Source organism: Blautia sp. MB18-30 (assembly GCF_023669475.1).
GTDB classification, from domain to species: Bacteria; Bacillota; Clostridia; order Lachnospirales; family Lachnospiraceae; genus Blautia_A; species Blautia_A fusiformis.
In genome coordinates, this window is record NZ_JAMOYY010000027.1 from 1 (window position 1) to 23072 (window position 23072).

At 47.0% G+C, this 23072-nt stretch carries 20 protein-coding genes; 19 read left to right on the forward strand and 1 reads right to left on the reverse strand.

Annotation, left to right across the window (positions count from 1 at the left end):
* The first annotated feature begins 81 nt into the window (after window positions 1–81).
* The 6 genes from NCY57_RS12110 (at window position 82) to ybaK (ending at window position 6778) form a co-directional block, all read left to right on the forward strand.
* Entirely contained in the window at window positions 82–606 is a 525-nt protein-coding gene (locus NCY57_RS12110; RefSeq protein ID WP_250789704.1) for an IS110 family transposase, read from the forward strand.
* Window positions 607–799: 193 nt separating this feature from the next.
* A complete protein-coding gene (locus NCY57_RS12115) occupies window positions 800–1396 on the forward strand; it encodes a zinc dependent phospholipase C family protein (RefSeq protein WP_022426477.1) in 597 nt (198 codons plus the stop codon).
* A gap of 263 nt (window positions 1397–1659) precedes the next feature.
* Window positions 1660–3672 (forward strand): C40 family peptidase, encoded by a 2013-nt coding sequence (locus NCY57_RS12120; RefSeq protein WP_250789705.1) that lies wholly within the window; start codon window positions 1660–1662, stop codon window positions 3670–3672.
* An 85-nt stretch (window positions 3673–3757) separates the two neighbouring features.
* Window positions 3758–4966 (forward strand): transglutaminase domain-containing protein, encoded by a 1209-nt coding sequence (locus NCY57_RS12125; RefSeq protein ID WP_021650408.1) that lies wholly within the window; start codon window positions 3758–3760, stop codon window positions 4964–4966.
* Between the two features lie 49 nt (window positions 4967–5015).
* Window positions 5016–6275, forward strand: a complete 1260-nt coding sequence (locus NCY57_RS12130) for a DUF4203 domain-containing protein (RefSeq protein WP_021650409.1) — start codon at window positions 5016–5018, stop codon at window positions 6273–6275.
* Between the two features lie 23 nt (window positions 6276–6298).
* Window positions 6299–6778 (forward strand): Cys-tRNA(Pro) deacylase, encoded by a 480-nt coding sequence (gene ybaK / locus NCY57_RS12135; protein WP_022426473.1) that lies wholly within the window; start codon window positions 6299–6301, stop codon window positions 6776–6778.
* Between the two features lie 85 nt (window positions 6779–6863).
* Here ybaK and NCY57_RS12140 read toward each other — a convergent pair whose 3' ends face one another.
* Window positions 6864–8504: an ABC-F family ATP-binding cassette domain-containing protein gene (locus NCY57_RS12140; RefSeq protein ID WP_021650411.1), complete on the reverse strand. Its 1641-nt coding sequence runs from the start codon at window positions 8502–8504 to the stop codon at window positions 6864–6866.
* Between the two features lie 341 nt (window positions 8505–8845).
* Between NCY57_RS12140 and NCY57_RS12145 the strand changes: the two genes are divergently transcribed.
* The 13 genes from NCY57_RS12145 (at window position 8846) to yqeC (ending at window position 23046) form a co-directional block, all read left to right on the forward strand.
* Window positions 8846–9259 (forward strand): RrF2 family transcriptional regulator, encoded by a 414-nt coding sequence (locus tag NCY57_RS12145; RefSeq protein ID WP_015524747.1) that lies wholly within the window; start codon window positions 8846–8848, stop codon window positions 9257–9259.
* A gap of 244 nt (window positions 9260–9503) precedes the next feature.
* Entirely contained in the window at window positions 9504–13049 is a 3546-nt protein-coding gene (gene nifJ, locus NCY57_RS12150) for a pyruvate:ferredoxin (flavodoxin) oxidoreductase (RefSeq protein ID WP_110102189.1), read from the forward strand.
* 113 nt (window positions 13050–13162) lie between these two features.
* A complete protein-coding gene (locus tag NCY57_RS12155) occupies window positions 13163–15937 on the forward strand; it encodes a YfhO family protein (RefSeq protein WP_250789706.1) in 2775 nt (924 codons plus the stop codon).
* Window positions 15934–16881 (forward strand): glycosyltransferase family 2 protein, encoded by a 948-nt coding sequence (locus tag NCY57_RS12160; protein WP_015524751.1) that lies wholly within the window; start codon window positions 15934–15936, stop codon window positions 16879–16881. The genes NCY57_RS12155 and NCY57_RS12160 overlap by 4 nt, the downstream gene beginning before the upstream one ends.
* The gene (locus tag NCY57_RS12165) at window positions 16862–17290 is read left to right on the forward strand and encodes a GtrA family protein (RefSeq protein WP_015524752.1); all 429 of its coding nucleotides are present in this window, start codon (window positions 16862–16864) and stop codon (window positions 17288–17290) included. The genes NCY57_RS12160 and NCY57_RS12165 overlap by 20 nt, the downstream gene beginning before the upstream one ends.
* The gene (gene cobT, locus NCY57_RS12170) at window positions 17290–18342 is read left to right on the forward strand and encodes a nicotinate-nucleotide--dimethylbenzimidazole phosphoribosyltransferase (protein WP_015524753.1); all 1053 of its coding nucleotides are present in this window, start codon (window positions 17290–17292) and stop codon (window positions 18340–18342) included. The genes NCY57_RS12165 and cobT overlap by 1 nt, the downstream gene beginning before the upstream one ends.
* 1 nt (window position 18343) lies before the next feature.
* Complete coding sequence (locus NCY57_RS12175) at window positions 18344–18871, forward strand: bifunctional adenosylcobinamide kinase/adenosylcobinamide-phosphate guanylyltransferase (RefSeq protein WP_092069010.1); 528 nt, start codon at window positions 18344–18346, stop codon at window positions 18869–18871.
* Complete coding sequence (cobS, locus tag NCY57_RS12180) at window positions 18868–19644, forward strand: adenosylcobinamide-GDP ribazoletransferase (RefSeq protein ID WP_250789707.1); 777 nt, start codon at window positions 18868–18870, stop codon at window positions 19642–19644. Before NCY57_RS12175 ends, cobS begins: the two co-directional genes overlap by 4 nt.
* A 28-nt stretch (window positions 19645–19672) precedes the next feature.
* Entirely contained in the window at window positions 19673–20053 is a 381-nt protein-coding gene (locus NCY57_RS12185; RefSeq protein ID WP_173739653.1) for a bifunctional adenosylcobinamide kinase/adenosylcobinamide-phosphate guanylyltransferase, read from the forward strand.
* Window positions 20046–20645, forward strand: a complete 600-nt coding sequence (locus NCY57_RS12190; RefSeq protein WP_059085603.1) for a histidine phosphatase family protein — start codon at window positions 20046–20048, stop codon at window positions 20643–20645. The genes NCY57_RS12185 and NCY57_RS12190 overlap by 8 nt, the downstream gene beginning before the upstream one ends.
* 3 nt (window positions 20646–20648) lie before the next feature.
* Window positions 20649–21467 carry a DUF975 family protein gene (locus tag NCY57_RS12195; RefSeq protein WP_250789708.1) on the forward strand — a complete coding sequence of 273 codons (819 nt, stop codon included), beginning with the start codon at window positions 20649–20651 and terminating at the stop codon, window positions 21465–21467.
* Window positions 21436–22299, forward strand: a complete 864-nt coding sequence (gene yqeB, locus NCY57_RS12200; RefSeq protein WP_330638997.1) for a selenium-dependent molybdenum cofactor biosynthesis protein YqeB — start codon at window positions 21436–21438, stop codon at window positions 22297–22299. Before NCY57_RS12195 ends, yqeB begins: the two co-directional genes overlap by 32 nt.
* 54 nt (window positions 22300–22353) lie before the next feature.
* Window positions 22354–23046, forward strand: a complete 693-nt coding sequence (gene yqeC, locus NCY57_RS12205; protein ID WP_250789709.1) for a selenium cofactor biosynthesis protein YqeC — start codon at window positions 22354–22356, stop codon at window positions 23044–23046.
* The last annotated feature ends 26 nt before the right edge of the window (window positions 23047–23072 follow it).

Below are 23072 nucleotides of genomic sequence, written 5' to 3' on the forward strand. Positions count from 1 at the left end.
TGAATAAAAAAGAACCTCAAGGTATGATTGAGTTGCATCTTGGCGGATGTAAACAAAACAATCAAGCACTGGAGGTTCCAAATGAATTATACACAGAATGAAAAGATTGAGCAAGTAACAGATTCAAAAGATCCAAAAACAATCGCAAAACTGGTTGTGGATGGGAGATATTCAATCCCATACATGCCAGAAGGCATTTATGCCGAAATAAGAGACCTGGTATACAGCCGTGACAGAATCATGAAGCAGCACAACATATCTGCAAACAGGATCCAGAGATGGCTTGCAATACATTTCCCGGAATATCTGGGATTATACACACGATTTGATGCAATAAGCGGCCTGGCAGTGCTTGAAAAAGCACCATTGCCAAAAGATGTGATCGCGCTTGGAGTAAATAGGATCCGAAAGATCTGGCATGATAAAAAGATGCGAGGCAGAGGAGTTACTGAAGATAGGGCAAAGACCCTGGTTGAAGCTGCGCACAACAGTGTTGGACTTGACGGAGGGATTGGAACAAAAAGTGAATTATATATGCTGCTTGGTTTCCAGCACGGTTTATCTTTACGGAGAACCGAAGACAAGTACCGTTTGGGCATCTATTGATCTGAAGCAGCGGCAGCTTTTTGATCTGGATTAAATTTACATAATCTTTATTTGATTATTTGAAAAAACAGTGCTATAGTAAAGTTGGTTCCGGTAAACGGATGATTTATGGATCCCAGAAGAGGACCGGGCGGAACCAAATTACTGTTGACCGGTCAGGATCTGGATCAGGAAAGAAGGAAGAGGGAAAAAATTGCGTAAAAAATCACATATACTGTTAGGCAGATACCTGGCTGACCAGATGTCTGAGGTGTACAGTCTCCAGCAGCACAGAAAAGCGTTTTGCCTGGGCAATATCATGCCTGATCTGAAACCATCGTTTCTCACCACCAGACATGAGTTTTTCGGAACATTCGATCACCTCCAGAATAAGATGAGGGCGCTTGTCGAGAAGAACCCGGAGGAAGAGAATGCCAGAGTATACTGGAGAAGATTCGGTGAGGTCATGCATTATATGGCTGATTATTTTACTTTTCCTCATAACAAAACATACAAAGGAAATCTTGCAGCACATAATTCTTATGAAGCTGAGCTGAAGAACCGCCTGAGAGAATGTATCCTCAGTGGCGCAGCAGACAGCCAGCTGGAAGAAGCGAAGCAGTTTGAAAGCTTTGAGGAACTTGTGGAATATATCCGTGAGCGTCATGCATATTATCTGGAAAGCCCGCGGTGCATTGCCGATGACATCCGTTTTATCCTTCGGGTGTGCTATCAGGTTGTACAGGGAATTTTTCAGCTCTGTGTCAGAAAACAGTTTCATATGGGCGGACAGCCGGCAGTGACTGTCTGACAGTATATAAAAAGCCGCAGTGTGTGAGAGCACTGTGGCTTTTTTACGTTATGGTAAACTCTAAAAAATCTTACAAAAATGTGAATAAAAAGTGAAAAATAGATGAATTGAAGGAGATATCCTACCAGAACAGTTGATTTCACGATTTTCGTATGCTAAAATAAATTGAATTAAACTTTAAGTTATCAAACGGTTTAAGGCAGACCTTTATTATAGGGGAAGTAAAGGGATGTTCAAGGAAAGAAGGGAGCATCTTAATAAATATGAAGAACAAGTACCTGAATAAGTTTTTTTGCATCACGATGTTATCAGCTATGGTACTGGCAATTCCAACCGGAGTAAAAGCCGCCGAGGAAGCAGATAATGTTGTTGCTGAGGAAGGTGTTTCAGGAGACGGGAGTGAGGTAAGTGAACCGGAACCAGAAGTTCCGGCAGAACCGGTGCCGACAGCTGCACCGGAACCGGAAATAACTGCTGCACCTGACCCGGAACCAACTACAGCGCCGGAGCCAACAGATACACCGACACCTGCGCCGACGGAAACACCGGAGCCAACTGCAACACCTGCGCCGACGGGAACACCGGAGCCGACAGCGACACCTGCACCAACGGCAACACCGGAACCGACAGCGACACCTGCACCAACGGCAACGCCGGAGCCAACCGCAACACCTGCACCGACGGCAAGACCGGCCAGGGATGACTCTGCAAAGGTACAGGCGGTGATCCGGAAGATCAAAGCACTGGCAGGCAGAACGATCACAGCAGCAGATAAAGCGGAGATAAATAGCGTACGTGCAGCTTATGAGGCACTGTCTAATACAGAAAAGGCCAAGGTTACGAATTATAAGATCCTGACTGAGGCAGAAGCCAAGCTTGCAGCTGTCGACAAGAACGACAGTGATAACAAAAAAGATAACAAAAAAGATGATAGCAGCACGGAAGATAACAAGAATACAGAGATCACAGATGGAAATAACGCCACAGCAACACAGATCGGAGATCCTGTTTATGTGACAAATATGGTATCCAATCTCCATGCGGGCAAGGATTTTTATCTGGATAGTCTTAAGAGCAATTATCATCTGGCCTTCTCTGATGATTTTGCTTCTGTAATGGAAGAGATCGAAAGAGAATATAAAGAGAAGAACAAGCTTACCGATACGGAGAATACACTTCTGGTAAGAAACTGGCAGGATATCCTTGCTGTTTATATTTACGAAAAGAGCAAAGCAGGAGCAACGTCATTTACATTGGATGCATCCTGCAAGGATGATCTGGCAAGGATCTTTGCGGAGATGAACCCCATCGTCAGGGACAAGCAGGATATTACCAAGATATCCTACGGAAATCGCAAGATCAACTACTACATCAAGAAGAACAATATTGCAAAGGAAGACAGAAGCGTCCTTAAGAAATATGTGGAAACAGACTGTAAGCTTCTTTGTGCGGTAGTTACCGCATCCAAAGGCTTTGTCCGTGAAAGCGTGGGAGACAATGTTTCTGAGGATCGTGTAGATGTTATCACCGCAGCGTATTCACTGGTTGGTAAGGTCGGATATTTCTGGGGCGGTAAATCTACGGTGATCGGAGAAGATCCAAGCTGGGGATCCGTTGAGAAGGTATCTGCAGACGGCAGCAGAAGCTCCGGTACGCTCCGTGCATATGGTCTGGACTGCAGCGGCTTTGTTACCTGGGCAGTGATCAATGGATATAAGGATCAGGGAATGCAGGCAGCAGTTGGAGACGGAACCTCTGACCAGTGGGAGAAGGCCGGTGTTGTCAGCGAAGCAGATGCACAGCCAGGAGATCTGGTATTCCAGAGAGGACCGGAAGCAGGAAGCAACAATCACGTTGGTATCCTGTGCGGAAAGACGGATTCCGGCGACTGGATCGCAGTACATTGTTCCTCAAGCAAGAATGGTGTAACGGTTGGTGAGGCATACAGTGCAAGCTTCCGTTATATCAGAAAGCCATCCTTCTATCAGGATACAACAGCGGAGGAAAATGAGACCACAACTACAGAGAATGATGTTCTGACAGAGGAGAGTGCAGAAAAGCTCCTCACGGATGTGGTTAGATCTGATGCACTGAAGGATGCACTGGCATCCGGTGATACTGTTTCCAGTGACCTTCTTGCAGATTTTAAGAATAGGGCTTTGCAGGAGGATGAGGAAGAAGATGAAGTTGAGACGCTGACTCTGGATAAGGAGACCATGGACGATGCAGTGGATACATTTGATGATGATGTAGAAACACTGGAAATGGAAAACTAAGGGACAGCGATTGAAGATAAGGGCAGTCTCCCACGGGAGGCTGCCCTTTCTTACAATCGCTGCTTCAGACATAGGACATGATATTATGAAAAAAAGAAATTTCTGCCCCATGGCAGCCGCAGTGCTTACAGCTGCAGTGATCCTTCAGCCCTTTAGCACTTCGGCAGGGGCACTGGGTCAGATCCGCTCCATAGCAAAGAGCATTATTTCAGGCGAACCAAAGGAAGTAGAGGAACTGCGTCAGATGGAGGTTGCCCAGAGCGAAGAAGGGCATCAGGAATATTATTTCAAACAGCTTACGGAAGAAGAGCAGAGGGTATATCGGGAGCTGCTGAAAGGAATCCGTGCCCGGGAAAAGGAGTTTTATCTGACAATCTCCGATGATGACAGTATTGACAGAAGCTATCATGCAGTATTGAAAGACCACCCGGAGATATTCTGGGTCCACAATCGTGAAAAAATCTACAAAACTACGTATTCAGACAGTGATTACTGCGTTTTTACTCCGGGCTATACTTATACAGACAGCGAGATCGATGAGATACAGACGGCCATGGAGCAGAGCTTTCAGGAGGTCAGAGCCCTGATCCCGGAGGATGCCGGTGACTACGAGAAGGTACGCATTGTTTATACGTATGTTATTGACCATACCCAGTATCAGACCGGGGAGGATGATCAGAGCATAGCAGGTGTTTTCTGGAAAAAATCCGCAGTCTGTGCCGGATATGCAGGAGCTGTCCAGTATCTTCTGGAAAGGCTGGATATTCCCTGTATTTATGTGGACGGAAGCACAAAAGGAAGTACAGAGGGTCATGCATGGGATATTGTAAAAATAGGCCAGGAGTATTATTATGTAGATGCTACCAATGGGGATCAGCCGGATTTTTTAAATGGAGATGCCGCACAGCTGGAAGAACATAAGACGATCATTTACGATTATCTCTGCCCTTTCCCGGAAGAATATGAAAAAACCTACACACCATCGGAAGAACTGACAGTTCCGGCATGTACTGCGAAGGATCTGGATTTTTATGTGCTGAACCAGGGGTACTTTGAAGATTACAGCTGGCAGGACATATATGATTATTGTAAGATGAGACTGGATAATGGTGCGGCTGTAGTGCGTTTCAAGTTTGGCAGTCAGGAAGCTTTTTCCGAAGCCTGTCAGGAACTGCTGGATGATGGCGTGGTACAGAATGTGGCACAGTATTATATGAAACTTCACGGACTTGGTCAGGTGGAGTATCATTATGGAGTGATGGATAATTTTTATACCATATATTTTATTTTCTGAAACATCTTCGGGAAGATTTCCGGAGGTTTTGGAAAGAGAGGAGTAAGTTATGAATATGGATATGTTGTCAAGAGGATTTGACATACTGCAGAGAGCAGGAGGTATGGAACAGATCAGCCAGCTGATGGTGATCGTATATGGAGTGCTCTGCGTTTTCGGGCTTTTGAACTGTATCCTGGGATATCGTATCCTCCGGTTCTGGATGATGATCTTTGGATTTATCATCGGAGCAGGCGCCGGCTTTGGTGTAACCTATATGTCCGGTGTTCAGGATAAAATGGTGATCGCAGGTGCCATGGCGGGACTGGGGATCGTACTGGCTGTTGTTTCGTTTCTGATCTACAGGGCAGGAATCTTTGTACTGGGATTTGGTATCGGAATAACATTGAGTATCTATCTGGTCCATCCGACCAGTTCTTTTTCTTTTTTCCTGTGCATCCTTATCGGCGTGGGACTGGGAGTACTTGCTATGCGTTATGCGAAAGGAGTGATCATTGTCGGAACCAGTATACTGGGTGGTGTTCTGGCAGGATTATCCATTGCAAAGATCGCAGGGCTGGCGCAGTTTCCATATGGCGTCGGTATGGCAGCAGGAATTGCGATCCTTGGTATGCTGATCCAGTTCGCCATCAACAAAGACCGATACGATGAGGAAGATGACGAAGAAGAGGATGACGACGATGGAACTCTGCCGGAGGAGACCAGGAAGCCGGCAGGAAGGGACCGTAGAGGAAACAGTCGTGAATACACCTCTGACCGTAACAGGGACGATCACAGATATACATACGAAAACCGGGCAAACGATGACCGGGAAAGCCGGGGTGAAAGACGTTCCCGCAGACCATCTGACAGAGAAGGACGCAACTCTGACAGACGAGAAAGAAATTATGCAGACAGCCGAAAAAGATCCGGAAGCGAAAGAAACAGCAAAGGCAGTTCCACTGAAAGAAGAAGCACTTCCGGAACCTCCGGCAGAAACAGAACCTCCGACAGAAATTATGCTTCGGATGACAGAAGAGGCCGCAGATACAGCCAGAGCAGCAGCACCAGGGAACGAAGGAATGCAGGAACGGGAAGCAGATCCCGCTATGCAGATCCGGAGGATCATGAAGACTGTGATCGTTTTGATGAGTCGGAAAACAGGGATAGCTATGAAGATTTTGAAAAACTGCAGCAGAAAAGACGCCGGATGGATATTGAAAATATGGCGGATTTTGATGAGCAGGAAGAATATGGAAATTACAGGAATGACCCGGATCTGATGAATGATGAGGATCTGGATGAGCTTGATGAGTGGAAAGACAACTGAGAAAAATCCGAGGAGTGACAGAAATGGGAAAAGAAGCCAAAACAAACGCGATGAGAATGCTGGATCGAAAAAAAGTAAAATATGAAGCAATCGCATATGACTGTGGAGAGTTCATAGATGGGATCCACTGTGCAGACATCACAGGAGCCCCTCATGATCAGTCCTTTAAGACCCTGGTCATGGAAGGGAAAAGCGGCGGCTACTATGTGTTTGTAGTTCCGATCGAGAAAGAGGTGGACCGTAAGGCAGCCGCAAAGTCTGTAGGCGAAAAAACAGTAGATATGATCCATGTAAAGGATCTTACAAAGATCACGGGCTATATCCGCGGAGGCTGCAGCCCTCTTGGAATGAAAAAAAATTATCCGGTGGTGTTTGACCAGTCTGCCGAAAACTTTGATGAGATCTATGTAAGTGGTGGAAGAGTAGGCCTTACCCTGAAGGTACCGCTTAAAGATCTTCTGGATGTAACACAGGGCAAGCTTGCTCCGATCACCATGGAGTAAGCGCATATAAAACAGATAAAAAAACTCCCCTGACTGCCTGTAAAGGCGGAAGCAGGGGAGATTTTTTGTTACAGAAGCATGGGATTTAGTTATCCTGTGCGTCCTCTTCGTTAACCTGGAATACGTGACGCTTCTTGGCCATTTCGTCGCTGGCAAGATACTCGTCGTAAGTGGTGATCTTGTCTACCAGCTTGCCGTTAGGAAGGATCTCCATGATGCGGTTTGCAGTTGTCTGTACAAACTGGTGATCGTGTGAGGTGAAAAGGATCACTCCCGGGAATTTGATCAGTCCGTTGTTCAGTGCTGTGATAGACTCCATATCCAGATGGTTGGTTGGCTCATCCAGGATCAGGATATTGGCACCTGAGATCATCATCTTGGAAAGAAGACAGCGAACCTTTTCACCACCGGAAAGAACACGGACACGTTTTACACCATCCTCACCAGGGAAAAGCATACGGCCAAGGAATCCACGGACGTAGGTTGCGTCCTTGATCTCGGAGTACTGTGTCAGCCAGTCGGTGATAGTAAGGTCGTTATCGAATTCCTGTGTGTTATCCTTCGGGAAATATGCCTGGGAAGTGGTAACGCCCCATTTGTAATTTCCTTCATCCGGCTCCATTTCACCTGTAAGGATCTTGAAGAAGGTTGTGATGGCCTGCTCGTTGGCGCCCACAAAGGCAACCTTATCTTCACGACCAAGAGTGAAGGAAATGTTGTCCAGAACCTTTACTCCATCAATGGTCTTGGACAGATTTTCCACCATGAGGACCTCGTTTCCGATCTCACGGTTCGGGCGGAAGTCGATGTATGGATATTTACGGCTGGAAGGACGCATGTCATCCAGCTGGATCTTTTCCAGGGCACGTTTTCTGGAAGTCGCCTGCTTGGATTTGGAAGCATTGGCGCTGAAACGGGAGATGAACTCCTGGAGCTCTTTGATCTTCTCCTCTTTCTTTTTGTTGGCCTCTTTCATCTGCTTGATCAGAAGCTGGCTGGATTCAAACCAGAAGTCGTAGTTTCCGGCATAAAGCTGGATCTTGCCATAATCGATATCAGCAGTATGTGTGCAGACCTTGTTCAGGAAATAACGGTCATGGGATACTACGATAACCGTATTGTCAAAATTGATCAGGAACTCCTCCAGCCATTCGATAGCAGGAAGATCCAGGTGGTTGGTCGGCTCATCAAGAAGAAGGATATCAGGATTTCCGAAAAGAGCCTGTGCAAGAAGAACCTTGACCTTCATACTACCGGTAAGGTCTGCCATCTGTGTATAGTGGAACTCGGTGTCGACTCCGAGACCGTTGAGAAGAGTAGCAGCATCGGACTCTGCTTCCCATCCGTTCATTTCTGCAAACTCACCCTCAAGCTCGCTGGCACGGATGCCATCTTCGTCTGTGAAATCTTCCTTTGCGTAAATGGCTTCTTTCTCTTTCATGATCTGATAGAGTCTTTCATTACCCATGATGACAGTATCCAGAACCGGATAAGCATCATATTTGAAGTGATCCTGCTGCAGGAAAGAAAGTCTCTGACCGGGGGTGATCACAATGTCGCCCTTGGTAGGCTCGAGCTGACCGGAAAGGATTTTGAGGAATGTAGATTTTCCTGCGCCGTTGGCGCCGATCAATCCATAACAGTTACCCTCTGTAAATTTGATGTTAACGTCTTCAAACAGCGCTTTTTTTCCAACGCGCAGTGTGATGTTATTTGCTGAAATCATATCATACCTCTTTTTTCATTAAATAAATATCGTTTCAATTACATACGAAAGCATTACAATCGTTTCCTATTGTACCGTAAACTGAAAAATTTGCAAGCTGTATTTTCCTTTTTTCGGCTAAATAAAGGAAAAACAGGGGATTACTATGAATCACAGGAAAATAATAACCTTTTATTATATAAAAAAATGGGTTATACTGTCGTATGTGGTAATGAAGTATTCCGGGGATATGGATATCCGGCTCTCTGGCACATCAGAAACACCCAGGAACGTGGCAGATCGGATGGAATGCGGAAACTATCATAAATCAGCAGCTTAGTTGAACAGAAGAGAGGTTAAAAATGTTTATCACCAGAGAAAGCGATTATGCGATGCGGGTTATCCGCGCATTGATGTGGGAGCCGCGTTTGAGCGTCAGCGAGATCTGTGAGAGGGAATCGATCACAGCACCCTTTGCATACAAGATACTGAAGAAGCTTCAGAATGCAGGGCTCGTGGAAGGATACCGCGGAGTTCATGGCGGTTACGCGCTGAAGAGAGATCCGGAAGAACTGTCATTATATGAGATATACAGTGCGATCGATCCGGATATGTCCATCATTGAGTGCCTGAACGGCACATATCAGTGTCCAAGGAACGGACAGGACGGAGTTCCCTGCCATGCACATGATGAGCTTCAGGAGATCCAGGATCAGCTGTGGACAATGCTCCGTCGGAAATCCATGAAGGATCTTTTCGGAAAAGAGGAGAAGTGATTCCCGGATGTGAGTTGGGATAAGCGTATGAGATGATAAGGAGAGCAGTTTGGAGAGGAAAAATTCCGAACAGCTCTTTTTTATTTGCGAAAAAGATAACGGCGTTTGTACAGGATAATATACAAAAAACAATGAAAGAAAATGGACATAACTGGGAATCTATGATATAATAACCAATGGAATTTTAGGCCTTCATAAGCCTAAATAATATATTTTTTAACAAACCTTTAAGGAGGAAAAAACAATGGCAAGAAAGATGAAAACCATGGATGGTAACCATGCAGCCGCTCATGCATCATACGCTTTTTCTGATGTAGCTGCTATTTACCCGATTACCCCTTCATCTGTAATGGCTGAGGCTACAGACGAGTGGGCAACTCAGGGAAGAAAGAACATCTTTGGACAGGAAGTACAGGTTACAGAGATGCAGTCTGAGGCAGGTGCAGCAGGTGCCGTTCACGGTTCTCTGGCAGCAGGTGCCCTGACTACAACCTACACAGCTTCCCAGGGTCTTCTGCTTATGATCCCGAACCTTTACAAGATCGCTGGTGAGCAGCTTCCGGGAGTTATCAACGTATCTGCCCGTGCACTTGCTTCCCACGCACTTTGTATTTTCGGTGACCATTCCGACGTTATGGCCTGTCGTCAGACTGGATGTGCAATGCTTTGTGAGTCTTCTGTACAGGAGGTTATGGACCTTACACCGGTTGCTCATCTTGCAGCAATCAAAGGAAAAGTTCCATTCATCAACTTCTTCGACGGATTCCGTACATCTCATGAGATCCAGAAGATCGAGACATGGGACTATGAAGATCTGAAAGATATGGCAGATATGGACGCGATCGCAGAGTTCCGTAACCGTGCTCTGAACCCGAACCATCCATGTCAGAGAGGTTCCGCTCAGAACCCGGATATCTTCTTCCAGGCAAGAGAGGCATGTAATCCATATTATGACGCTCTTCCGGCAGTTGTTCAGGAGTACATGGACAAAGTTAACGAGAAGATCGGAACAGACTACAAACTGTTCAACTACTACGGAGCTGCTGACGCTGAGCACATCATCGTAGCTATGGGTTCCGTAAACGATACCATCGAGGAGACCATCGATTACCTTATGGCAGCTGGCAAGAAAGTCGGTGTTGTTAAAGTTCGTCTTTACAGACCATTCTGTGCACAGGCTCTTATCGATGCAATCCCGGATACAGTTAAGCAGATCTCTGTTCTTGACAGAACAAAAGAGCCAGGAGCTCTTGGCGAGCCTCTGTATCTTGATGTTGTTGCAGCTCTTCGCGACAGCAAGTTCAGCGATGTTAAGATCTTTACAGGACGTTACGGACTTGGTTCCAAAGATACAACACCTGCACAGATCGTAGCAGTATATGAGAACACTGAGAAAGAGAAATTCACAATCGGTATCGTTGATGATGTTACAAACCTTTCTCTTGAGACAGGCGCACCACTTGTTACAACACCAGAGGGAACAACAAACTGCAAGTTCTGGGGACTTGGAGCTGATGGTACTGTAGGTGCTAACAAGAACTCCATCAAGATCATCGGTGATAACACAGACATGTACGCGCAGGCTTACTTCGATTATGACTCCAAGAAGTCCGGCGGTGTTACAATGTCTCACCTTCGTTTCGGTAAGAAACCGATCAAATCCACATACCTGATCCACAAAGCAAACTTCGTTGCATGTCATAATCCGTCCTATGTTAACAAATATAACATGGTACAGGAGCTTGTTGACGGAGGTACATTCCTTCTGAACTGTGCTTGGGATATGGAAGGACTTGAGAAACATCTTCCAGGACAGGTTAAAGCTTTCATCGCTAACCACAATATCAAATTCTACACCATCGATGGTGTTAAGATTGGTATTGAGACTGGCATGGGACCAACACGTATCAACACAATCCTTCAGTCCGCATTCTTCAAACTTACAGGAATCATTCCTGAGGAGCAGGCTATCGAGCTTATGAAAGCTGCTGCTAAAGCTACTTACGGACGTAAAGGTGATGACGTTGTTAAGAAGAACTGGGCAGCTATCGATGCCGGTGCTAAACAGGTCGTAGAGGTTCAGGTTCCGGAGAGCTGGAAGAACGCTGAGGACGAGGGACTCTTCATGTCTCACGCATCCCACGGTGCTCAGGATGCTCAGGACTTCGTAAACAACATCCAGTGCAAGATCAATGCTCAGGAAGGTAACAGCCTCCCGGTATCTGCATTCAAGGATTATGTAGATGGTACAACACCATCCGGAACAGCTGCATATGAGAAACGTGGTATCGCAGTTAACGTTCCTGTATGGGTTCCGGACAACTGTATCCAGTGTAACCGCTGTGCATATGTCTGCCCGCATGCTGCAATCCGTCCGGTTGCTATGACAGCAGATGAGACAGCTAACGCTCCAGAGGGAATCAAGACACTTCCTCTTACAGGAATGAAAGACTATACATTCACAATGACTGTATCCGCTCTTGACTGTACAGGATGTGGTTCCTGCGCAAATGTCTGCCCAGGAAAGAAAGGCAACAAAGCTCTTGAGATGGCTCCGCTTGAAGCTAACACAGAAGAGCAGAAATTCTTCGATTACGGTGTAACACTTCCTCAGAAGGAAGACGTTATCGCTAAATATAAAGAGACAACTGTAAAAGGCAGCCAGTTCAAACAGCCGCTCCTTGAGTTCTCCGGCGCTTGTGCAGGTTGTGGTGAGACACCATACGCTAAGCTGATCACACAGCTCTTTGGTGACAGAATGTACATTGCAAATGCTACAGGATGTTCCTCTATCTGGGGTAACTCTTCACCATCTACACCATACACAACAAACGCTAAGGGACAGGGACCTGCATGGTCAAACTCTCTGTTCGAGGATAACGCAGAGTTCGGTTATGGTATGCTTCTTGCACAGCGTGCGATCCGTGGCGGTCTGAAAGAGAAGATCGAAGACCTTGTAGCTAACGGAACAAACGAGGATGTTAAGGCAGCTGGTCAGGAATGGCTGGATACTTATGCTGTAGGCGCAACAAATGGTGCAGCTACAGAGAAACTCGTTGCAGCTCTTGAGGCTTGCGGATGTGACAAGGCTAACGAGATCCTTGCACAGAAAGACTTCCTCTCCAAGAAATCCCAGTGGATCTTCGGTGGTGACGGATGGGCTTACGATATCGGATTCGGTGGTGTTGACCACGTTCTTGCAAGCGGACGTGACATCAACGTTATGGTATTCGATACAGAGGTTTACTCCAACACAGGCGGACAGTCTTCCAAATCTACACCGACAGGTGCGATCGCTCAGTTCGCAGCAGGCGGAAAAGAGACTAAGAAGAAAGATATGGCATCTATCGCAATGAGCTATGGCTATGTATATGTAGCACAGATTTCCATGGGTGCTGACTTCAACCAGACTGTAAAAGCAATCGCAGAGGCAGAGGCATATCCGGGACCATCCCTGATCATCGCTTACGCTCCATGTATCAACCATGGTATCAAGAAAGGTATGAGCAAAGCTCAGACAGAGGAAGAGCTGGCAGTTAAGTGCGGATACTGGCACAACTTCAGATTCAACCCGGCTGCTGAGAACAAGTTCAGCCTTGATTCCAAGACACCGGATATGGAGAACTATATGGACTTCCTGAACGGTGAGGTTCGTTACAATTCTCTGCAGCGTCAGAATCCTGAGAAAGCTGCAAGACTGTTTGCTAAGAACGAGTCTGAGGCTCAGGCTAGATATGAGTATCTGCAGAAACTTATCACTCTTTACGGAGCAGATAAGAAAGAAGACTAATTATTGATCAATAGTTACTGTTTATACAGTGTGCTTGCTGATTAAGCATTAGGTGACAGGCCTGCGGTGTTTAGCGCACCGCAGGCCTTTTTTCATATACAGGAGAGATATACATGAAGAGATTTTTTTCGAAGGAGAAATCCCGGAAAGAGAAAAAAGCAGATTTTTATATTCTGTATACGATTGTTTTTGCGGCGATCTCGCTGTTTATTTACAGTTGTTTTTATTTCAATGGAAAATCCCTGATCTGGAGTCATGACGGTGTTCCGCAGCACATCAATGCATTGGCCTATTATGGAAAATATCTGCGGAATGTTCTGCAGACGCTGGTGACGGAGCATAAGCTTTCCCTTCCTATGTGGGATATGCATATCGGATACGGTTCCGATATCCTTACAACACTTCATTATTATGCGATCGGTGATCCGCTGACCTTACTGTCCGTTTTTGTACCGGAAAAAGACACAGAGATCTTATATGAGATTCTGATCTTTCTCCGCATTTATCTGGCGGGTATCACATTCAGCATTTACTGTTTTTACCGCAAGAATCCCAAACAGGCCACATTTCTTGGAAGCCTTGTTTATATTTTTGCAGGATGGACCATTTATGCGTCCATGAAGCACCCATATTTTTCCAATCCCATGATCTATCTGCCGCTGGTCCTTATGGGAATTGAAAAGATTTACAAAAAAGAAAAGCCATACCTTTTTATCTGTGCGACAGCTGTAGCGGCAATGTCTAATTTTTATTTCTTTTATATGATCAGTATCTTTATGGTGCTATATGCAGCTTTCCGGTATTTTGGAATATTCCGCAAGCGTTCAGTAAAAGATGTATTTCAGTGGTTCCTGAAATTTGCTGGCTTTTATCTGGTCGCACTTATGATCGCTGCACTGATCTTTTTACCTGTGGTCATGACTCTGTTTGGAACAGAGCGCTTTCAGGCGCAGAATTATGTGCCGCTGTTATATGACCGCATTTACTACGAAAAATATCTCGGCTGCCTGATCGGCGAAAATATGATCCAGTGGGGAGTTGCTGGATATTCCGCAGTCGCAATGGCAGGCGTGTTTGTGATCTTTTCCAAAAAGAAAAAATATACGGGACTGAAGTTGGGCTTTGTGCTTCTGAACCTGTTTTTGCTGATCCCCTTTGCAGGTCATGTACTGAATGGATTTTCATACGTGTCCAATCGATGGATCTGGGCGTATGGAATGCTGATCGCATATATCCTGGTACAGGCATATCCGGAACTGTTTACGCTGGGCATCAGGGAAAAACGACGGATATTTGTGATGCTGCTGATATATGGCGTGCTGGCACTGTTTTCGGAATCCGCCCGCACGGAACGCAATATCATGGCACTGATGATGCTGGTCCTGGCTGTGTTTACAGTGGTTTCCTACGGAAACGTATTTACACAGGGAAAATATCTCTGTGGAATAATCGTGGCCGTGCTTGTGACAAGCATCCTTCTGAATGTTTCATACCAGTATTCTTACGAAAAAGATTATCTGTCAGAATTTGAGGAAAAGGATCAGGCGCTGGAGAAGCTTCAGTCCGGACCGGACAAAGCGATCCGGTCAATGGACGATTCAGCGGTTACCAGATATGACCAGTACAAAACGGGCTCTTATGTAAACACTGCCATGTATATTGGAACCAACAGTACTTCCTATTATTTCAGTGTGGCCAATGGAAATATCAGCCGTTTCTTTGATGAGATGTATCTGAATACCCCCTGGGATTATCATTACAGCAGCCTGGACGGACGGAGTATCCTGGATCGTCTTGCCTCGGTGAAATATTTTGCCATCAAAAAAAGCGGATATGGGTATCTGCCATACGGCTATGACAGTGAAGCAGCAGTCACAAAAAAATACAGGATCTACGAAGACGAGGATTCCCTTCCTCTTGGTTATACCTATGATTCCTGGATCCCCAGAGAAAACTATGAAAAGCTTTCCGTGACCGAAAAGCAGCAGGCACTCCTGCAGGGGGCAGTTCTGGAGGACAGCAGTCTTCCTGAGACAGACCTCACCTTTGATGATAAGAAAGCAGATTTTACACTGGAAGCAGGAAAAGGCTGTAAGATAAAAGACGGAAAGATCATTGTGGCCAAAGAAGGAGCAACCGTACAGATCGGATATCAGGGAGAGCCGGAGGCTGAGGTTTATCTTGTGGCAAAAAATCTGGATTTTAATGCCTATTCTCCACGTGCAGTGGTCAGTGATAAAAAATGGGATTCCATGACAGAATATGAGAAGAATACCGTGCGTTATGAAGACAATAACTGGCGCTACTGGAAAGAAAGCAAGGAATCAGCAGTGGATGTTTCGCTGGGCTCCGTGGACAAGACTATCCGGATCTTTACAGATAAATACAACGGCTACAGCGGAAGACATAATTTTCTTCTGAATATGGGATATAAAAACTATTCTGCAGGAACTATGACACTGACATTCTCCATGCCGGGAGAATATACCTTTGATGATCTGTATGTGGCATGTCAGCCCATGGCTTCTGTTGAAGAACAGACAGAGGAGCTTGGAAAAGAAAGTCTTCAGAATATCAAAACGGAGACAAATTGCATTCGTGGAGATATCACAACCACTTCCGATAAGATCCTGGTATTTTCCATTCCATACAGCGCTGGCTTTACCGCCTATGTAGATGGAGAAAAAACAGAACTTGTGCAGGCAAACAGTATGTATATGGGGCTGGAATTAAAAAAGGGCAGGCATACGATCGCACTCAGATATTGTACACCGTATATTGTGCCCGGAATGATACTGACGGTGATCGGCCTGATCCTGTTTGCCGGGATCGTAATATCTTACCGGCGCCAGAGAAAACAAAAAGAAAGGGGAAAACAGGAGAAATGAGCCGATTATCGGTAGTTTTGCCTGCCTGTAACGAGGAACCGATGGTGGAGAAAACCTGCCGGACTCTCAGAGAGCTCCTGGGGCAGGCCGGGATTCGTTATGAACTGGTCCTGGTAGATGACGGTTCCTCTGACGGGACCTGGGCAGCCATAGAAAAAGTATCCAGGGAAGATAAAAATGTGACAGGTGTGCATTTTTCCAGAAATTTCGGGAAAGAAGCAGCAATCGTGGCCGGCCTTGCACAGGCATGCGGAGATGCGGTGGCAGTGATGGACTGTGACCTGCAGCATCCGCCGGAAATCCTCTTGGAAATGTACCGGCTCTGGAAGCAGGGCTACGAGGTTGTGGAGGGCATCAAGAAAAACCGGGGAAAAGAAACTCTTTTTCACAGAAAAAGTGCCGGATTTTTCTATCGGATCATGTCCCGTGCCACCGGCTTTGATATGGAAAACGCTTCCGACTTCAAGCTGCTGGACAGGAAAGCGGTGGAGAGTGTTCTCGCCATGCCTGAGCGCAGCATGTTTTTCCGGGCGGCATCATCCTGGATAGGCTTCAAAAGCATCTCCGTACCTTTTGAGGTGCAGGAGCGTGAGGCCGGAGAATCCAAATGGTCTGCAGGAACGCTGATCAGCTATGCGTTTCGGAATATTGTGGCATTTACAACACTTCCGTTGCAGTTTGTAACAGCAGGTGCTGTGGGCTGCTTTGGGTGCTCCCTGCTCCTTCTGGTCTATTCTCTGGTCCGGTATTTTTCCGGGCATGCGGTGGAAGGTTATACCACACTTCTGATCGTGATGCTCTTTATCGGAAGTGCTGTGATGATGAGCCTTGGGATCATCGGATATTATATCGCCAGGATCTATGAGGAAGTAAAACGCCGTCCAAGATATATCGTATCAAAGATCATACGAGGAGGAGATACCAATGAAAAAGTGGATCCTTAAATTCTATGAAAATGATGTGATCCGTTATATTTTCTGGGGTGGTTGTACGACTCTCGTAAATCTGTTAAGCTTTTATATCATGAGGGCAATGGGAATTCCACTGATGAGTGCCAACATCATATCGATCATCCTGGCGATCCTGTTTGCCTATGTTGTGAATTCCAGATTTGTATTTCATGACCGCTGTGAAACATGGAGGGATCATATACGGCCCTTTCTGAAATTTATAAGTGCCCGTCTGGTGACCATGGTCATTGAGGTAGGTGGCGTATGGCTTCTGGCGGAGATCCTGGGATTCCGGGATATGTTTGCAAAATTCTGCACACAATTTATCGTGCTGGCGTTGAATTATATCTTTAGTAAATTTATTATTTTTACCACAGGTAAAAGGATTGGAGGTAGCAAATGATGACTTTGGATGAGGCAGTGAAGAAAGTCCGCCCTCTGGATGAAAAGGCTATGGAGGGGGCGAGAAAGAGATGGGACAGTATTGCAAAGCCCCTGCATTCTCTGGGAGAGCTGGAGAATATGCTGACACAGATCGCCGGTATCACAGGTACACCGGAGGTACGTGTGGAGAAAAAAGCAGTGGTTGCCATGTGCGCGGATAACGGAGTTGTAGAAGAGGGTGTGACCCAGACCGGACAGGAAGTGACGGCTGTTGTGGCTGAGAATTTTCTGGAAGGGACTACTACCTGCTGTGTGATGTGCCGTCAGTGTGGAGCAGAGCTTTTTCCTGTAGATGTGGGAATGGTCACAGATACAAAGGTCCGTACAGATCTTAAGGTTGCTTATGGGACCAGAAATATGACCAGAGAGCCGGCGATGACAAGAGATCAGGCGATCCGTGGCATCGAAGCCGGAATTGCCATGGCAGAGGAGCTGAAGGAAAAAGGCTATCAGGTTCTTGCAACCGGCGAGATGGGCATTGGAAATACCACCACCAGCAGTGCGGTAGCAGCTGTGCTTCTCGGAAAACCGGTGGAAGATATGACCGGACGTGGTGCCGGATTGACCAGTGAAGGGCTTGTACGGAAGATCAATGCGATCAAAAAGGCGATCGCCCTGAATAATCCGGATCGTTCAGATGCCATTGACGTCCTGGCAAAGGTAGGTGGACTGGATATTGCAGGAATGGCAGGAGTATTCATTGGAGGAGCAGCACTTGGAATGCCGGTTGTCATGGACGGATTTATTTCCTGCGTATCTGCACTGATCGCAATAAAGATCTGCCCGCAGGTAAGTGATCATATCCTTGCGTCTCATGTATCCAAAGAGCCTGCAGCACAGCTGATCCTGAAGGAGCTTGGCAAGGAAGCGATCATCCACGCAGGCATGTGCCTGGGCGAGGGAACCGGAGCTGTGGCACTGTTTCCGATGATGGATCTGTCCTGTGCAGTATATAATTCCATGAGTACCTTTGGTGATATCAATGTAGAACAGTACGAGGAGCTGAAATAATATGCTGGTTGTTGTAACAGGAGGCAGCGGAAGCGGAAAATCTGCTTTTGCGGAAGAAACCGTACTTTCCCTTGGCGAAGCCAGAAGGATCTATATCGCCACCATGCAGGCTTTTGACGAAGAAAGCCACAGGCGCATCCGCAGACACCGGCACATGCGTGCAGGAAAAGGCTTCGAGACAATTGAAAGATATACAGAGCTGGATGAGCTGCTCATTCCGAAGGACTGCGTGGTCCTTCTGGAGTGCATGTCCAATCTGGTTGCAAATGAGATGTTCCGGGAAGGCGGCTTCCACCCGGAGGTGGCAGAAAAGATCACAGAAGGAGTGAAAAATCTTCTTTCCCAGGCAAAGCATGTGGTGATCGTCACCAACGAGATCTTTTCAGACGGGATCCTCTACGAGGAAGAATCAGAACAGTATAAAAAAGAATTGGGACAGATCAACCAGAAGCTGGCAGAGATGGCAGAAGAGGTTGTGGAAGTCGTATACGGGATCCCTGTATGGCATAAAGGAGGAAAGGAAGCATGAAAAGCTTATGGAACAGTTTTAAGGCAGCCTTTGCCATGTTTTCAAAGATTCCTATGCCCATGGTGGACTGGAAGAAGGAAAACATAAAATATATGATGTGCTTTTTCCCCTTTGTGGGTACTGCCATCGGCATCCTGACCTGGCTTGCAGGAGGGATCCTCGGAGTGCATGCAGTTCTGGAGCCATTTTTTCTCGCTGTGATCCTTACTGTGATCCCGGTATTTGTTACCGGCGGCATTCATGTAGACGGGCTTCTGGACACATCGGATGCATTAAGCTCCTGGCAGGAACGCACAAGGAGGCTGGAGATCCTGAAGGATTCCCATGCAGGTGCATTTGCCATTATCACAGCCTGTGTATATTTTATCCTCTGGCTGGGAGCCTGGGATCAGCTCCTTGGAAATTATAACGGGATCTGTATCATGAGCCTGGGCTTTATGATGTCCAGATGTCTTTCCGGGATCGGTGTGATCACATTTCCCAAGGCAAGGACAGACGGGACTGTGGCAGAATTTTCCAGAAATGCGTCAGAGATCGCAGTGCGAAATGTTCTTATCACGATGTTTGTGATCCTTGCAGCGCTGATGATATGGGTAGATCCGGTCCTGGGTGTTCTGGCAGCTGTCAGCGCACTTCTGGTATTCTGGTGGTATCACCATATGGCTTTGAAATATTTTGGAGGGACCACAGGTGATCTTTCCGGATTTTTCCTCTGCATCTGCGAGGTCGTGATGGCACTGGTGCTTGCTCTTGGTGGCACGTTTAATCTGTAATGAAGATTTAGGATGAGGTAAAAAAGATATGGAAATGATAATCGGAGGCGCATATCAGGGAAAAGCTGCCTATGCAAAAGCACAGTTCCCGGATGTGGACTGGAAATTCGGAGGAGAGATCACAGAAGAGGAGCTTCTGAAGGCAGCGGGTGTTCTGGGATTTCAGGAATACATAAGAAAAGCTCTGAAGGCAGGAGAAGATCTCACTGGCCTGGCAGAAAAGCTGGCACAGCAGGATCCGGATGTGATCCTTGTCAGCGAGGAGGTAGGTTACGGGATCGTTCCGGCGGATGCTTTTGAACGGCAGTACCGAGAAGCTGTTGGCCGGGTGTGCACTGTACTGGCTGCAAAAAGCAGAAGGGTCACAAGAGTGGTATGCGGGATCGGGACGGTGCTGAAGGATGATTAGATTATATCTGATACGACACGGACAGACACCCGGAAATAAGCTTCAGCGTTATATCGGAACAACGGATGAACCGCTGAGCACGGAGGGAAAGGAATTTTTGGAAAAGCTGACCTATCCCATGCCGGAGGCCCTTTATGTAAGTCCGCTCTGCCGCTGTGTGGAAACTGCGGGAATCCTTTTTCCGGGAAAAAGCTTTCATATCATCGAAGAGCTTTCCGAGTGTGATTTTGGAGAGTTTGAGAATAAAAATTATAAAGAGCTTTCCGGAAATCAGGATTATCAGAGGTGGATCGACAGCAATGGAACGCTTCCTTTTCCGGGAGGAGAAAGTCGAGAAGCGTTTAAGTGCCGGAGCCTTACAGGATTTCAGAAGGCTGTCACACAGTGTATCCGTAACAACATAAAGACAGCGGCTCTTGTGATACATGGCGGTACGATCATGAACATTATGGAAGAATATGCGGACAGACCCAGGGCTTTTTATGAATGGCATGTAAAAAACGGCGGCGGTTATCTGGCAGAGCTGGAGCCTGCGCTGTGGCAGAAGGGACGAAGAGAGCTCTGTGTCCGTGAAGCATATATGGAGGGTTAAGTTATGAATGAGCAGAAGATCAGCTGGAAACGCAGTGACTTGAAATGGCGCGGAAAACAGGCATTCAAAAAAAATTATTGGTCAGCAGTGCTGGTAAGTCTGGTGCTGGCTATTGTGATGGCAACCGGCGGAAGCGGTGCGGCCACAGGCAGTGCCGGAAATGCGGTAAGTCCGGACTACGGTGTTACAACGTATCATTTGGGTACGGATATCAATGGTGTTACTTCTTATGTCAGCCATGTATTTCGCTCCCCACTGGCAGTGCTTTTTGCACTTCTGAGTGCCAGTGCCGTGGTAGCGGTGGCTCTGATCGGAATTCTTTTTCATTTCTTTGTGGGAAATGTTTTGGAGGTAGGCGGAAGAGATTTTTACATTGAGAACCTTTATTCTGTACCCGGGCCCGGAAAGCTCCTCAGTGTATTTCGTTCCGGGAATTACGGTAATATCGTAAAAACCATGTTTTTACGGGACCTGTATCTTGTATTGTGGACGCTGCTTTTTATTATTCCCGGAGTGGTAAAATCCTACGAATATAAGATGATCCCTTATCTTCTTGCGGAATATCCGGATATGAGCACAAAGGAAGTGTTTGCAAAAAGCCGTGAGATGATGAACGGACAGAAGATGGATACCTTTATCCTGGATCTTTCCTTTATTCCCTGGTCTGTCCTTTCGGCAATTACGGCCGGGATCGCGGGACTCTTTTATGTATCCCCGTATAAGGATGCAACCTATGCGGAGCTTTATGATACTCTTGCGGCAGGAATGCCGGGAAACGGACAGCAGGTGTATGAAGATGAAAACAGCGGCATATACGGATAAAATGATCCTTGTGAGAGGTGGCGGAGATCTGGCCACAGGAGTGATCCACAAGCTTCATCAGAGTGGCTATCAGGTCCTGATCCTGGAATGTGACCGTCCAAGTGCCATCCGCCGTCATGTGGCCTTCTGTGAAGCTGTTTATGACGGAACTGCAGAGGTAGAAGGCGTTGTGTGCAGGAGGATCACGGAGAACGATATCCGGACCCAGTGCAGGAAATGCTGGGCACAGGGAGAGATCCCCCTTCTGACAGATACCCATGGAAAACATATCCGCGAACTGGAGCCGGAGGCAGTGATCGATGCCATCCTTGCAAAAAAGAATCTTGGGACCAGCAGGGATATGGCACCACTGACTGTGGGACTTGGCCCGGGCTTTACCGCAGGGGAGGATGTGGATTACGTGATCGAGACCATGCGCGGCCATAACCTGGGAAGGATCATAAAAAAAGGCAGTGCCCTGCCGAATACCGGAGTGCCGGGACTGATCGCAGGGATCGGAAAGGAACGTGTGATCCATTCACCGGCAGCCGGTAACATGAAAAACATCTGTCAGATCGCAGATCTTGTTGAAAAAGACCAGGTGATCGCCATGGTAGGGGATACGCCGGTGAAGGCTACCATTTCCGGCGTGATTCGGGGACTGATCCGGGACGGCTACCCTGTTTTTGAGGGAATGAAGATCGCGGACATCGACCCAAGGGCAGAACAGAAGAAAAACTGTTTTACGATCTCAGACAAGGCGAGGTGTATCGCAGGGGGAGTACTGGAGGTGCTGCTTTCCTGCGGAGTGCTTCCGGGAACAGAGAAAGCTGCGAGGAATGAGAATCTGTGACCAATACAGAGCCTGGTGTCCCTGAAAGAAGTTAGAAGATAAATGGAGTGTGTCATGAAGAAAAATGAAAAAGCGCTTACTGTGGCATTCACAGGAGGTGGCGGAAAGACCAGTCTGATCCTTGGACTGGCAGAAATATTTTCCGGACAGGGAAAACGTGTGATCGTGACCACAACCACGCATATGGCATGGGAACCGGAACGTCCTTTTGCGGAGGCAGAGGACATTCCGGGAGCATGCCGGCTTATAGAACAATACGGATACGTCATCGCGGCTCATCACAAGGCCGGGCAGCCAAAGATTTCCGGCCCCGAAAAAGAGATCCTGGAAAAGCTGCCCGGCTTTTGTGATCTTCTTCTTGTGGAAGCTGACGGATCCAGGCGCCGACCCCTTAAAGTGCCGGCTGTTCATGAGCCGGTGATCCCTTCTTTTGCAGATATGGTAGTAGGAGTGATCGGTCTTGACTGCATCGGCAAAAGGATCTGTGATACGGCACATCGTCCGGATGATGTGGCGGGATTTCTGGGAAAGCGTACAGATGAGCCTGTGACATGGATGGATGTGTGGAAGATCATCCGGTCTGAAGACGGATTGCAAAAAGGCGTGGACGGGCGAAGATTTCTTGCGTATCTGAACAAGGCAGATACTCTGGAGGATCCTTGTGTGGTGGAGGAGCTTATGGCACAAGGTCAGGAGTCTGGGATCATGGTGATCTGCGGAAGCCTGCAGAGAAGTGTAAACAGCTAGTACAGCGAAAATTAAGTTTCTGCTAT